The 12,666-nt window shown below is 33.0% G+C and carries 17 protein-coding genes; 12 read left to right on the top strand and 5 right to left on the bottom strand.

The genetic code is table 11. The features are described from left to right. Positions 1–67 precede the first annotated feature (67 nt). From KJI70_00690 to KJI70_00675, 4 genes are all read right to left on the bottom strand, one after another. Positions 68–613, bottom strand: coding sequence for a hypothetical protein (locus tag KJI70_00690; protein ID MCP6718052.1), 546 nt, complete (start codon positions 611–613; stop codon positions 68–70). A gap of 43 nt (positions 614–656) precedes the next feature. Next, positions 657–1,166, bottom strand: a complete 510-nt coding sequence (locus KJI70_00685; GenBank protein MCP6718051.1) for a hypothetical protein — start codon at positions 1,164–1,166, stop codon at positions 657–659. A 57-nt stretch (positions 1,167–1,223) separates the two neighbouring features. Further along, positions 1,224–2,078: a hypothetical protein gene (locus KJI70_00680; protein ID MCP6718050.1), complete on the bottom strand. Its 855-nt coding sequence runs from the start codon at positions 2,076–2,078 to the stop codon at positions 1,224–1,226. A gap of 75 nt (positions 2,079–2,153) precedes the next feature. Beyond that, positions 2,154–3,122, bottom strand: a complete 969-nt coding sequence (locus tag KJI70_00675; GenBank protein MCP6718049.1) for a hypothetical protein — start codon at positions 3,120–3,122, stop codon at positions 2,154–2,156. A gap of 218 nt (positions 3,123–3,340) precedes the next feature. Here KJI70_00675 and KJI70_00670 point away from each other — a divergent pair, with 218 nt between their 5' ends. The 10 genes from KJI70_00670 (at position 3,341) to KJI70_00625 (ending at position 9,394) form a co-directional block, all read left to right on the top strand. Then, positions 3,341–3,511: a hypothetical protein gene (locus tag KJI70_00670; GenBank protein MCP6718048.1), complete on the top strand. Its 171-nt coding sequence runs from the start codon at positions 3,341–3,343 to the stop codon at positions 3,509–3,511. Positions 3,512–3,515: 4 nt separating this feature from the next. Next, positions 3,516–4,070, top strand: coding sequence for a class I SAM-dependent methyltransferase (locus tag KJI70_00665; GenBank protein MCP6718047.1), 555 nt, complete (start codon positions 3,516–3,518; stop codon positions 4,068–4,070). A 100-nt stretch (positions 4,071–4,170) separates the two neighbouring features. Beyond that, positions 4,171–4,332: a hypothetical protein gene (locus tag KJI70_00660; protein ID MCP6718046.1), complete on the top strand. Its 162-nt coding sequence runs from the start codon at positions 4,171–4,173 to the stop codon at positions 4,330–4,332. Continuing rightward, entirely contained in the window at positions 4,307–5,899 is a 1,593-nt protein-coding gene (locus tag KJI70_00655) for a recombinase family protein (GenBank protein ID MCP6718045.1), read from the top strand. The genes KJI70_00660 and KJI70_00655 overlap by 26 nt, the downstream gene beginning before the upstream one ends. After that, entirely contained in the window at positions 5,899–6,429 is a 531-nt protein-coding gene (locus tag KJI70_00650; GenBank protein MCP6718044.1) for a DUF362 domain-containing protein, read from the top strand. The genes KJI70_00655 and KJI70_00650 overlap by 1 nt, the downstream gene beginning before the upstream one ends. A gap of 57 nt (positions 6,430–6,486) precedes the next feature. Further along, positions 6,487–6,648, top strand: a complete 162-nt coding sequence (locus KJI70_00645; protein MCP6718043.1) for a hypothetical protein — start codon at positions 6,487–6,489, stop codon at positions 6,646–6,648. Between the two features lie 139 nt (positions 6,649–6,787). Next, a complete protein-coding gene (locus KJI70_00640; protein MCP6718042.1) occupies positions 6,788–8,071 on the top strand; it encodes a putative glycoside hydrolase in 1,284 nt (427 codons plus the stop codon). 121 nt (positions 8,072–8,192) lie between these two features. Continuing rightward, entirely contained in the window at positions 8,193–8,477 is a 285-nt protein-coding gene (locus KJI70_00635) for a hypothetical protein (protein ID MCP6718041.1), read from the top strand. Between the two features lie 6 nt (positions 8,478–8,483). Beyond that, complete coding sequence (locus KJI70_00630) at positions 8,484–8,714, top strand: type II toxin-antitoxin system HicA family toxin (protein MCP6718040.1); 231 nt, start codon at positions 8,484–8,486, stop codon at positions 8,712–8,714. After that, positions 8,711–9,394, top strand: a complete 684-nt coding sequence (locus KJI70_00625; GenBank protein ID MCP6718039.1) for an HD domain-containing protein — start codon at positions 8,711–8,713, stop codon at positions 9,392–9,394. The genes KJI70_00630 and KJI70_00625 overlap by 4 nt, the downstream gene beginning before the upstream one ends. A 280-nt stretch (positions 9,395–9,674) precedes the next feature. Here KJI70_00625 and KJI70_00620 read toward each other — a convergent pair whose 3' ends face one another. Then, complete coding sequence (locus tag KJI70_00620; GenBank protein ID MCP6718038.1) at positions 9,675–9,899, bottom strand: helix-turn-helix domain-containing protein; 225 nt, start codon at positions 9,897–9,899, stop codon at positions 9,675–9,677. A gap of 202 nt (positions 9,900–10,101) precedes the next feature. Here KJI70_00620 and KJI70_00615 point away from each other — a divergent pair, with 202 nt between their 5' ends. Continuing rightward, positions 10,102–11,910, top strand: coding sequence for a hypothetical protein (locus KJI70_00615; GenBank protein ID MCP6718037.1), 1,809 nt, complete (start codon positions 10,102–10,104; stop codon positions 11,908–11,910). Between the two features lie 122 nt (positions 11,911–12,032). Beyond that, positions 12,033–12,644 (top strand): hypothetical protein, encoded by a 612-nt coding sequence (locus tag KJI70_00610; protein ID MCP6718036.1) that lies wholly within the window; start codon positions 12,033–12,035, stop codon positions 12,642–12,644. Positions 12,645–12,666: the final 22 nt, after the last annotated feature.

Below are 12,666 nucleotides of genomic sequence, written 5' to 3'. Positions count from 1 at the left end.
ATTTAAAGTCCTTTTACAAGTAAAGAACCATCATACAGGGTATTTAATGGTATCAAACCTCAACTTCTTATCTTTTAAGAGTAAAACTGAAAGGCATAAAATTACCACCCCAAGCCATAAAATATCTTAATCTGTCTGTAATGTTCCACCAGAGCAATTTCCATTTTGGGACATTCTTTTTAGAAACCTTAAAAGATAGTTTAGAACCCACAGCAACTCCCACACCCATAACTCCTGATTCAACTTCTTCAACAGAAAAAGTTTCTATAACGCCATAAACTTGAAAATATATCAATCTTGTTTTGGGAGGAATTTTTAATGATAAAGTAATCGTTTGACTAGAACCTACCTCTAGATAGAACTTTTCAGGTTTAATTTTTATCCAATCAGAATTCAGCTTATCAAAATTCTCTTTTGTTAAATTGGCTACACCGACTTTAAAATAACCTGCCTCATCATTTGTATTGATAATAGTAATTTGTGAATTTTTATATCGTTTGCCCATTAAAAGCTCATCATCAAACTTTAAAGCGACAGGATAGATTCCAATGCTTGAAGCACTAGAGCTTATCAATGAAAATAAAATAATTGTTGTTATAAGTTTTAGTTTCATAATTGGTGGGTAGAGAAAATACCCACCTCAACAAATCCAAACCTTACAAAGCAACTGCCAAAACTGATGTCAGAAAAGTTTGTGGAGCGACTCCTGAGCTGAGAACTACTGGCATATAGAATCTTAAATCCATACTTACTGAAGTTGAAGGGTCTAATGTCATACCACTTGCCAAGTAAGAATTATCAGCATTGAAGAACGTCCACCCAGAAGAATTCAAAGCCCACTCCTGACTGAATTCGTTTGTCAAACTTGGTATAGCATTTATGTATTGCCAATTTGAAGGAATTGAATCCGAAACTTTCAAACTGATTGTAAATGAAACTGAACCAATATTTGTGATGGTCTGTGTATCTATTAAAGTCATTGTGTCTTTAACTTGCCCCAAATCCATAAGTCCCCAGTCAATTTCCCCATCTGTGCTAATGGAAACATTTAAGACTTTAGGAGTTATAGAGCCGATAATGGCTTCCTCATTACTAGCAAATGTAAAAGCTCCACTAACTAAAAGCAGAGCAGATAACACTAATAAAGCTGTAAGTTTTTTAAACATTTTATTCCATTGGTTTTTTATTTAATTATTTACTTTATAGCTTAGCCGACCAACAAGCTATTTTCTTTCTTCTTTTTTTTTCTGAAATAGTCTCCACTCTTTGATACCGATAAGAACTAAACCCATTAAACATAAAATCACAATAATTGTTAGAAAAGCAGATTTACTGATTTCTCCCCAAATCATACCTATAGACGCTATCATTGAAACTAAACCTTTTTGAATCCCTTCAATAACAACTTTTTCCTCTCCTTTCTCCTTTTCTTCCTCTTTTTCTCCAATAAATTCAGTTTCAGAATCCTTTTTAGTTAAAGTAGTTATTTCTTCTTCTCCTGAGACGGCAACTATCTTTTCAGTATCAGTAGTGTCAATTTCTGGAATTTCTAAAAAAGGTTGAGGAAGAATTATCGCATCACCTATTTGTATCATTACTAGTGGAATGCTTGTGTATTCTTCTTCAGCAGTAGTTCCTTTTAATTCAAGAATGAAAGTATATTCTCCAGGGCAAAGATTTGAAGCAGTCTTTATCTTAAGTTTTGATTGAGTTTCGCCTTTAACGATTTCAAAACCTGAAACTGCTGTTGTTCCATCTTTCCAACCCAAGAAGTCTAACCAACTATTATCTGTAATAGAAAATTGAGCTTTAATTCCTTCTCCATCAAAAAAACCATCTCCACAAATACCTTTATAATCTATATGTAAAGATGTTTCTCCATTAAGAATTTTATCAGTATTATTAGTAAGTTTCAGTTCAATAATGCAACTCTCACCACTATATTGAATATCGCATTCTTTAGAAGATAGTTCTAAAATAAGTTTATCATTTTGAGCTTGGATAGAAAAAATCCCAAAACTACTTCCAAAAAGAAAAGCTAAAAATAGAACTATTAAACTTTTTGATATTTTGTTCATAATCAGGGGTAGATTTACTTCAAAGAAATAAACCTACCTCTGATAGCTATTCCTTGTATAGCTATCAGGTTTTCTTTACAATTCTGCTATTAGCTCTGCTACTGGGATTACTTCTGTCTTTACCTTATATTCGCCAGGTGCAAGATTGACTGCAAATTCATTCTTAACAAAGAAATTCAGCATTCCTGTTCCTAAATATAACGCCACTCCATCTGTGTCAGTATCGTCATAAGTAATCAGGTCTGTTTCAAATAAGTAAGTATCTGGATTCCAACCATTAAGTTCCTTTGTTATATCATTATAACTAGATGATGGAACTAACCAAATCTTTGCTCCTCTGCATAAATCATAACTATCGCTATCGCAATAATTTGCTTCGGCAGTAGCATTCCAATCTGGTGAAGTAGGCAAATTCATTTGAAGATTTTTGTTTCCTTCTTCAGAAATGTTTCCCTCATCATCAGTTATAAATTCAGCAATCAATACTCCTGGATTATTACCACCCCAATTTTCAAACCTTTCAGGTTTATCTGCGTAGTAAATCAAGGAATAGTTTTCATTAACATCTAGTCCTGTAGCTTCAAATTCATAATTGAAGGTCGGAGATAATAATTCATAAGTCAAAGTTGCTCTTGTATTATCATCTATAATATTCCAATCAGGGTTTTTATTCTCTAACTCTACAGCACTCCAGTAAGAAGTTTTTACACCTTCTTCAATGTGTTCTGGAGTATTACAATTTCCACCACCAACTATACATTGTGTAGTGATAAACTTAATCGGTGCTGTGGTTTCTGATTGGTTCTTCAAATTATAATCTTGGGTATAGGTGTTTCCAGCAATTGCATTAGAGCTTCCAATAGTATATGTTTTTTCAACATCTCCATTTCCAAATATGACTGCTTGTTCTACATTACCCACTCCTAGCATTGTAGTATAGACAGCTAAAACCATTGCTGAAACTATTCCAGCTCCTAACAATCCAGCTACAATCATTGCAATAGGACTTTTTTTGAGTAAGTTTTTTATCTCTATTTTGTTCATATTTTCTTCCTATTTTAATTGCTTTCTATATACTGATATAATCCCTCAGTTTTGGGACGACCTTTTTTAATAGTTTAATCTATATTAAGTTCTTAGGGGTGTCAAGTGGGCGTTTGAGGGGGTATCAAATTGTAGTATTTTCAAAAAAGAGCCATAAAAATAGAATCAATTAAAAAAATACTTGACATTAGTTTATGAAAAAGTCATAATACTAGTATATGACAAATAAAAGACGAAAAATCACAATAGACTTAGTGATATATCTCCAGTTTAAAAGAGACCAAAAACGCCTTGTAAAAATCAAGGACTATGTTGGTAAAATCAAAAACATTCTTGATAGATGGGATAAGGGAAAGGGCAGAAGGAAAATAACCATAACAGATTATTAAAATAATGTTAGGAACACGAATCAGTTTCATAAAAGAAAGTATTGTTGGTCAATCAATTTTAGACATAGGCAATTTAGGAGGAGATGGAAAACTATTTAAAGAACTTCAAGTTATGTTTCCACAAATAATTGGATTAGATAATAATAAAAGATTAGCCAAGAAATTAAATTTAAAGAATCAAGTAATAGGAAATGCCGATGACTTACCTTTTAAAGATGAAACCTTTGATACAATTATAATGGCAGAGTTATTAGAACATACATATTCTCCACAATCTTTTATATCAGAAGCGAAAAGAGTTTTAAAAACGAATGGATTATTGATTCTAACTACTCCTAATCCTTATGCTCTTCATAGAATTTTGAGATTTTTACTAAAAAGAGAAGACAGCATAGGAGATGAAGACCACAAACTTTTTTATACTCCAAATGCCATTGAGAGATTATTAAAAGGATTTAAGGTTGAAATAACAAGCGATAAACTTAATAAAAGATATTTGCCAAGTTTGAGAATGTTAGGTGGGCATTTGTGTGTTAAAGCAATTAAAAAAGACATATAATAATTAAAAGGTTGGCATAGATAATTAAAATAATGGTCGCAGATTTAGAGGTTTCAGTTTTGGGCGACCATTTCTGAAATCTCTAAACCTTAACAAAATTATGGCAAAAAGACAGAAAAGAAAGAAACAAACTAAACTGATTATAAAGTTTGAGCCGAATCCTAATCATAAAGAAGAATTTACACAATTTGTAAGTGATATTTTAAAATCTAAAAAAAATAAGCAAAAAAAGAATTATGAAAAAAGTAGCAATCTACGTTAGGGTTAGCACCCAAAGACAAAAAGACGAAAGGACTATTGAAAGTCAGTTGGCAGTATTAAAGGAAATCTGTAAAGACTTTGAAATAGTTAAAGAATATATTGATAATGGTTGGAGTGGTGGAACTTTGGCAAGACCCTCTCTAGACAAGTTAAGAGATGACGCTAAAGAAGGTTTGTTTGAAGCTCTTTATGTTCATTCTGCCGATAGGTTGAGCAGAGACCATCTTAACCAACTCATAGTGTTAAAAGAATTAGAGAAGCGAGGAATTGAAGTGGTCTTTAAAGACCGAGTGCTAACAGAAGAAAACAAACTTTTAACTGATATTGAGAGCTTGTTAGCTGAACACGAAAAAAGGCAATTCATAGAAAGAAGTCGCAGAGGGAAACTGCACAAAGTAAAAAATGGGAAGCTTATCAGGAGTTGTGCAACTTATGGTTATAGGTTCATTAAAAACAAGAAGGGGGATTGGCAGTTAAAGATAGAACCTGAAGAAGCAAAGATTGTAAAACTTATCTTCAATCTTTATCTTGAACACCAAACCATTACTGGAACAACTAAAGCATTTCACTTGAAAAAAATACGTTATGGGGATAATAAGATTTGGAGACCACAGGGAATTGCTAGAGTTCTAAAGAGTGAAACCTACATTGGTAATTGGTATTACAATAAAACCAAAAGTTCTGAACCAAAGAACAAGAGAGTGAAATTTAATAGAAAAGTCAAATCAAGCAAAGTGAATAATAACAGAAAAGATTGGTTGATGGTTAAAGTCCCTGCCATAATTGACAGAGAAACATTTGATAAAGTTCAGGAGTTGAGAAAAAAGAATTTTAAGCTCTATGGTAAAACAAAGAACACTTATCTTTTGAGTGGCTTAATGAGGTGTGAAAAGTGTGGCTCAAGAATGGTTGGTATCTGCCATCATAATAAGTATTCCTATTATGTATGCAGTTCAAAGCCCAAGAGTTTTCCAGAGGTTTTTAAATGTAATTCTAGAATGATAAAGAAGGAGTTTATTGAAGATTATATCTGGGGCAAAATCAAAGAGGCATTACAGAATCCTAAAATCCTTATCAAATACATATTTCGGTTAAAAGAAGGGGACAAAGAAAAGCAATCGTTAGGTGATTTAAAACAAGACCTATTAAAGCACCAAGCCATTACAAAGAAAAAGAAGAGTGAGGTATGGCGACTTTGGGATAAAGATTTTATAAGCATAGAAGAATTTGAGGCAAAGATAGAGAACTATACTTTGATTGAAAGGGAAATCAAGAAAGATTTAAAAGGGATTGAAGTAAGGTTATCTCAAGCAACCAGTAAGCAGGATATAATCAACAGCTTAAAAGAGTTTGCCAGTCTGACCAAAGTTCAGTTGAATATATTAAAGCCTGAACAGATTAAAAAACTGCTTAAGAGTATTGTAAAAACAATCACTTACAATTCTGATACAGGAAGGATAATGATAACTGGTTATATTTCAATTTCCAAGCTCTCAACAAAGAGAAAAGAGGAACTAATGAAGCTACCTATACCAACCTTTGACTACGCCTCAATACTCGTAAAGTAATGGAAAAGCTTGGTGTTTTTGATTTGGAGAAAATAGAAATACCTCCAAGAATATATAATTTTGATGAAAGGAAATGGATTAAAAAACAAGTTCCCAATGGTAAATTTCTAAAGACAGTTTCAGTAACTGAATTTTTAGAAAGAGCTGACAAGTTGATACTTTTACCTAATTTAAAAACTCATTCATATGCTCAATTTACCGGAGCTTTAAAATTATCTATTGGTTTTATGAAGCCAATTGAGCGCGTCAGGCTTCATTTGAAAAATCTTCAGGAAAAAATAGCTGAGTTAAACAAATTAATTCATCCTGACTTAATTATTATGGATGCAAGAAAATGCTTTATAACTAAAGGCCCTGCTGAGGGTGAAATAAGAGAACCCAATTTAATATTAGCTTCAAGGAGCCGTGTTGATATTGACATTGAAGGAATTAAAGTGATTCAAGAGTTTAAAGGCAATTCTTTAAAAGATGTTGATCCTTTAGAAATGATTCAAATTAAAAAATCAATGGAATTTGGAATTGAAAAGTAAAAAGTTTGACACGATTACTTTACAAGTTATAATAAAAATGAGTAGAGGAAAATTAATATGCTTACTGATAAAGATATACAGAGAATAATTGAAGCTAATAAAGAAGTCTTTGCCACCAAAGAAGATTTTTTGTCTTTTAAAGAAGAAATGTTAAACAGTTTTTCAGAGCTTCAAATTTCTGTTGATGCTTATGCGAAAAGAGCTGATGCTTATTTTTAAGAAATGCTTATTTTATCATATAAAGTGAATCGTCATGAAAAATGGATAAAACAAATTGCAGACAAATTAGGAATAAAATTAGAATATTAAAAAACAACCTAATAATTAAAGGCTGTTTTTTTATTCAAAAACTTGAAAAATGAAGAGCGTTAAAGACTTGCTTAAAAATCAGTATTTTGTAATTTTTTTGTTTTTTATAGTATTGTTTTTTCTTAAAGATTCTTTTGTTAATGTTTATGAGTCTGTTTTTTTGCCAGAGCAGCAGGAATATCAAGAATATGAATCTGAAGAACATGTTGAAGAGCAAGAAATTGTTGAAGAAGAGATTACTGAAAAAGAAATTCTTTCTGTAATTGTTTCTAAAACAGCTACTAGTACTGAACTCGAAATTGAAAAATCAGGTTTTCAGGCGCCTGAAATAATAAAAGCAGTTTATTTAACTGCTTGGTCAGCAGCTAGTCCTTATATGACTAATTATGTGATTGATTTGGCTAAAAACACAGAGATTAATGCTGTTGTGATTGATATCAAAGACTGGTCAGGTTATGTAAGCTATAATACTGAGGTTGCTGAGGTTGAAGAATATAATGCTGAAAGATATTTAATTCCAGATGTTAAAGCTTTAGTTGAGAAATTTCACAAAAATGGAATTTATACTATTGCCAGAATTAGTGTTTTCCAGGATCCTATTCTAGCTTGGTCAAGGCCTGATTTAGCAGTGAAGAGGAAATCAGATGACTCTTTGCTTTGGCTTGATAAGATGGGTTTGGCCTGGATTGATCCATCAAGCGAAGAAGCATGGGATTATAATATTGCTATTGCTAGAGATGTTTTAAATCAGGGCTTTGATGAGTTGAATTTTGACTATATTCGTTTTCCTTCTGACGGTGATTTAGGGGATTTAAGTTTTTCTTTATGGAATAGCACCGGCACTACAAGAATTTCAGTGATTAAAGGCTTTTATTCTTATTTAAGAGAAAAGCTTCCTAATGCTGTTTTGTCAGCTGATCTTTTTGGACTTTCTACTGAAATATCTGATTTGGGAATTGGTCAAAAAATTGAACATGCTTATCAGTATTTTGATTTTGTTTCTCCAATGGTTTATCCTTCTCATTATGCCCAAGGTTACATTGGATATGACAATCCGGCTGAGTATCCTTATGAGGTAGTTAAAAATGCAATGGAAGCTGGCTTGTTTAAACTTAATGCTTTTAAAACTACCACTTCAACACAAGCCAAGTTAAGGCCATGGCTTCAGGATTTTGATTTAGGAGCTGAATATGGGGAAGAGGAAGTGAGGTTAGAAATTAATGCAGTTCAAGATGCTTTAAAAGATGATTTTTCTGGTTTCATGATCTGGAGCCCAGAAAACTTTTATACAAGAGGAGCGCTTTCAACAACAACGCAAGATTTGTTAGAATAATTAAAAGCATAAAAATATGATTGTTTTAAATTTTTTAAATTGACATAAGCTTTAAACGTAATATAATAAGAACATGAGACGAAATCGTCTCATAATCTTAATTCTTTCGGAATTAAAAAATATGAGAAAAACTAAACTAGAATTTAAACTTTCAGTTTCTATGCTTCGAGAGGGTAAAAGATTTATTGCCTATACACCAACCCTTGATTTATCTACTTCAGGCAAGAGCTATGAGGAAGCTAAAAAACGATTTATAGAAATCGTTAATATTTTTTTTGAAGAGCTTGTTAAAAAAGGCACACTAGAAGAAGTCCTGCAAGGATTGGGTTGGAAAAAAAGCCAAAAAGAATGGGTTCCGCCAATAATTATCTCTCAAGAATCTGAAACTGTTCAGGTTTCAGTATGATAAAGTATGGCTCGTTTGACGCCCATCAATTATAAAAAGTTTGAAAAATTTCTTTTATTTGTAGGTTGTTATTTCAAAAGAGAAAAAGGAGACCACCGAATATATTGGCGAGAAGATTTAAAAAGACCGGTAGTTGTTCCTCGAGATAAAGAGCTACCGATTTTTGTTATCCGAAATAACTTAAGAATTCTTGGGATTAATCCTAAGCAGTATTTAGAAATTTTAAAGAGAATATGATTACTTTAACTGAAGTCAAAAAAAATCCATACATTTTAGAATTTATTAAACAAACTGAAAATGTTTTAAAAAAATCAGGTTATACTGAACATGGTTTAGAGCATTCAAGTTTAGTGGCTGATAGGGCAAGAACAATTGCAAAAGAAATAGGTCTTTCAACTCAAAAACAGGAACTATCAGCTATTGCTGGCTTTTGTCATGACATGGGTAATTTTTTAAGCAGAAGCCATCATAATTACCTTGGTTCCATGCTTTTTAGCCAAGTATTTAAAGATGATTTTTTACCTGAAGAACTGGCTTTAATTATGCAGGCAATTACTTTTCATGATAAAGAAGATATTCTACCTAAACACGAAGATATTGAGTTACCAAGCTCTGTTTCAGCTGTTGTCATTTTAGCTGATAAATCAGATGTTCGTCGCTCAAGGGTAAATTCCAATAATGTTAATGACATTAAAACTGATATTCATGACAGGGTTAATTATGCTACTGAATTTTCAAAGCTTGGAATTAATAAAAAAGTAAAAAACATTAGCTTAACTTTAAAAATTGACACTAATTTTGTTCCTGTAATGGAATACTTTGAGATTTTTACTGATAGAATGATTTACTGCCGAAAAGCAGCAAAACACTTAGGCTATAAGTTTGGGTTGGTGATAAATAAGTTCAAATTGCTTTAAAAATTGATAGATTTTTTATACTTGAAATTTTTTGAAAATAAAGCTATCTTACAAACATAATATACAATTATGCCTTATAAAAGATTTAAGAAAACCTTATTTGAGAAAAAAGGAGGTAAGTGGACTAAGAAAAAAACTTATCCTTCTGCTAACAGAGCAAGAACTGCCATGACGCGCTTGCGGGCTTCAGAATCTGGCCCAATAAAATCTAGGCGATAGTTAAAAATGATAAATTAAAAAACTGACAGGATTATCTGTCAGTTTTTTAATGTTCATAGTTCTATCCAAGCATTGTTTTTTTTCCTGATTCAATCTTTCGCAGAAAAAGCTCAACTTCTTGTGGTTTGTAAATGCGGTAATTATTTATGGGGTGGCGATAAGCTTTTAATTTTCCTGCTTTATCCCAATTACGAAGCGTTAAAGGAGTGACTCCAAATAATTCTGCCACCTCTTTTATTTTGAGGTATTTTTTTTGTTTATTTAAAGGTATGTGACGAAGGGTCATGTTTTATAATATTAGAATAGTAAGATTTTCAAGAATAATCATTATTTATTTTAATCTTTCTGATGTATTTTATCAAGCCTTGCTCTTTTTTGTTTGATGATTTTTTGGTTTTTGGTAAAATAACAGAATAAAAAGAAAAATAATTTTGCATTAAAGTTTTTCACAGTTTCTTTGCTGAATAAAATTTGATAAAATAAAAAAAATGACAAAACTTGTCAAGAATAAATTAGGGAATTTTTTACTGACTTGCCTTATTTTCTTGCTAACGATAAGTTGGTTGTTTTCTGGTCAGCCGAGGATTTGGCAGAATCCACCGTTTCCGCCGGAAGTTCAAAAAGCACAGGCGGCAATTACAGTTGAAAGCACAACTACATCTTTTGATAAGAAGTCCCTTTCTTCAACAATTACTAGCGTAGATGCTACAGCGGGGACAGCTATTTATGTTTTTATTTCAGCCATGCAAAAGAGTACTGGTAAATTTGCTTCTTCGGTTGTCTGGGATGCTGCAACAGCAAATGAACCTCTTTCTTTAGTAGGAGAAGCCCAGAATGGTAAAGCTACTGTTCATATTTATAAAAAAATTTCACCTACTCAAAAATCTGCCACAGTTACAATAACTTGGGATGATAACAATTCTAATTGGAATGGTTCAGTTCATACAGCAGTAGTTTTTTCAAGCATTGATACTACAACTCCTGATGATGGTTGGAATAGTAATTTTGGAAGTGGACTAGCAGCAAACATACCAATTCCTACTACTTCAGGGGATTTAGTTTATGATGTAGTATCTGCTGCAAATTCAACAACATTGACCGAAAGCGGAGATGGAGCACAGCAATGGAACGATAGTACAAATAACTGTGATGGAGCAGGAAGCAGTGTTACTGCTAATGATGCTCAATCTGATATGGCATGGACATTAGGACTGGGTGTAGACTGGATAGAAGCTGGAGTTAGTCTTAATCCTGTGCCTACCCCTACTTTTACTCAAAATGACTCACGATGGTATTGGAATGCAGATTCAGTGCAACCAGCGGGAGCAATGGCTAATGAAAACACTACCTCTACTAATGCTACCTCAAGTGCGGTTTATCGAATAAGGATGAATATTACAATTGGCACAGTTGATTTAACTACCTCTACCCAGGCCTTTAAACTTCAGTACGGCACTTCAACCACTGGTTGTCCGGCTGTTGCTTCCTGGAGTGATGTAGGAGGATTAGCTTCTGGAGTCATCTGGCGAGGCTATGATAATACAGGCACAGATGAGGAGGCCACTACCACTTCTACTTTGTTAAGCAGTTCTAATGTTAGAGAATCTTATGAAGAAGCTAATCCCTCGGTAGCTAATCTTTTGGCTATTGCTAATGGCCAAGATGGAGAATGGGATTGGGTGGTTCAAAATAACAATGCCCCAGGCAGTACCACTTATTGTTTTCGAATGATAAAATCTAATAGTACTTTATTGGATGGTTATAATGCTGATGGTTATCCAGCAATAGTTACTGAAGCTCCTTCTTTAACCTGTAATTTCAGCACTACTACTGCTAGTTTTGGAACTTTGACATCAAGTGCAGTTTTAACTGCTTATGGCAGTACTACTATTGATATTACAAGTGGTGGTACTGTTTTTGTTAAAGTTCAGGACGATGGAGATACTGGAAATCCAGGACTATATAAGTCCAGCGCTACAACTGATCTTATCGGTTCAGCTGATAGTGCTTCTGGGAATACAGCTAGTTTGATAGCAGGAATAGAAGGTTATGGTTTGCAAGCTACAAGTACTGATTATGGAAGTGGCGCTGTAATGACAATAGCTGCCAGATATGATAATGCATCAACAACTAATGATGTTGGTGGTTTTGAAATTACTGATGTGACTATGGCTTCAAGTACTGCTGCTGTAACCAACAGGCGGATTATTTTGTATTATAAAGCAGCAAGTAGTGTGTCAAATGTAGTGGGTAGTTATGCAGACGTAATTACTTATACTTGTTCAGTAAGTGAATGAAAAAAGTTTTCCACAATTTCAAAATTTGACTTATTATGATAAATTAATTAGATAGTATAAAAAATAAAAGGTCGTTTTCGATTCATTTAAAAATAGAAAATTAAAGTAAAGTAAAATTGAAAATGATAATTAAGAAAGAAGATTTATTTATTATTGCGGTATTGGGTTTAGCTGTAATTATTTCATTATCATCTAATTTAAATGTGGCTAAGAGTGATGATGTTACTATTTCAGCAACAGTGGGATCAGGTATTAGTTGTAATTTCAGCACTAATACTGCTAGTTTTGGAACTTTAACTACAGGTTCAGTGACAACTGCTTACGGTAGCACTACAGTTAATCTTAATAGTAATGCTGTTGCTGTTCTTAAAGCTCAGGACGATGGAGATACTTCAGATCCAGGATTATACTATGCTGGTGGCCCTGATCTTATCGGTTCAGCTGATGGTTCTTTTGGGAATACATCTAGTTTGGGAGCAGGAACAGAGGGTTATGGTTTGCAGGCTACAAGTACTGATTTTGGAACTGCTATGACAATAGCTGCCAGATATGACAATGCATCAACAACTAGTGATGTTGGTGGTTTTGAAATTACTGATGTCAATGTGGCTTCAAGTACAGGTGCTGTAGTTGATGCAAGACTTATTTTGTATTATCAAGCAGCAATTAGTGGAGCAAACCTAGCCGGTAGTTATTCAGATATAATTACTTACACTTGTTCTAATACTCTTTAAGGCAATTTTTAAAGAAATTGTT

The organism is Patescibacteria group bacterium, assembly GCA_024238995.1.
Lineage (GTDB): Bacteria > Patescibacteriota > Minisyncoccia > Minisyncoccales > JANBVM01 > JANBVL01.
The sequence above is the reverse complement of the archived record's forward strand: the minus strand, read 5'-3'. Positions and strand labels throughout refer to the sequence as shown.

Bases quoted from the DNA above. Each gene is read 5' to 3' on its own strand.
- KJI70_00610 (MCP6718036.1), top strand. From the start codon at position 12,033: ATGATAATTAAGAAAGAAGATTTATTTATTATTGCGGTATTGGGTTTA.
- KJI70_00625 (MCP6718039.1), top strand. From the start codon at position 8,711: ATGATTACTTTAACTGAAGTCAAAAAAAATCCATACATTTTAGAATTT.
- KJI70_00635 (MCP6718041.1), top strand. From the start codon at position 8,193: ATGAGAAAAACTAAACTAGAATTTAAACTTTCAGTTTCTATGCTTCGA.
- KJI70_00665 (MCP6718047.1), top strand. From the start codon at position 3,516: ATGTTAGGAACACGAATCAGTTTCATAAAAGAAAGTATTGTTGGTCAA.
- KJI70_00630 (MCP6718040.1), top strand. From the start codon at position 8,484: ATGGCTCGTTTGACGCCCATCAATTATAAAAAGTTTGAAAAATTTCTT.
- KJI70_00670 (MCP6718048.1), top strand. From the start codon at position 3,341: ATGACAAATAAAAGACGAAAAATCACAATAGACTTAGTGATATATCTC.
- KJI70_00660 (MCP6718046.1), top strand. From the start codon at position 4,171: ATGGCAAAAAGACAGAAAAGAAAGAAACAAACTAAACTGATTATAAAG.
- KJI70_00690 (MCP6718052.1), bottom strand. From the start codon at position 613: ATGAAACTAAAACTTATAACAACAATTATTTTATTTTCATTGATAAGC.
- KJI70_00615 (MCP6718037.1), top strand. From the start codon at position 10,102: ATGACAAAACTTGTCAAGAATAAATTAGGGAATTTTTTACTGACTTGC.
- KJI70_00685 (MCP6718051.1), bottom strand. From the start codon at position 1,166: ATGTTTAAAAAACTTACAGCTTTATTAGTGTTATCTGCTCTGCTTTTA.
- KJI70_00675 (MCP6718049.1), bottom strand. From the start codon at position 3,122: ATGAACAAAATAGAGATAAAAAACTTACTCAAAAAAAGTCCTATTGCA.
- KJI70_00645 (MCP6718043.1), top strand. From the start codon at position 6,487: ATGCTTACTGATAAAGATATACAGAGAATAATTGAAGCTAATAAAGAA.
- KJI70_00680 (MCP6718050.1), bottom strand. From the start codon at position 2,078: ATGAACAAAATATCAAAAAGTTTAATAGTTCTATTTTTAGCTTTTCTT.
- KJI70_00620 (MCP6718038.1), bottom strand. From the start codon at position 9,899: ATGACCCTTCGTCACATACCTTTAAATAAACAAAAAAAATACCTCAAA.
- KJI70_00650 (MCP6718044.1), top strand. From the start codon at position 5,899: ATGGAAAAGCTTGGTGTTTTTGATTTGGAGAAAATAGAAATACCTCCA.
- KJI70_00655 (MCP6718045.1), top strand. From the start codon at position 4,307: ATGAAAAAAGTAGCAATCTACGTTAGGGTTAGCACCCAAAGACAAAAA.
- KJI70_00640 (MCP6718042.1), top strand. From the start codon at position 6,788: ATGAAGAGCGTTAAAGACTTGCTTAAAAATCAGTATTTTGTAATTTTT.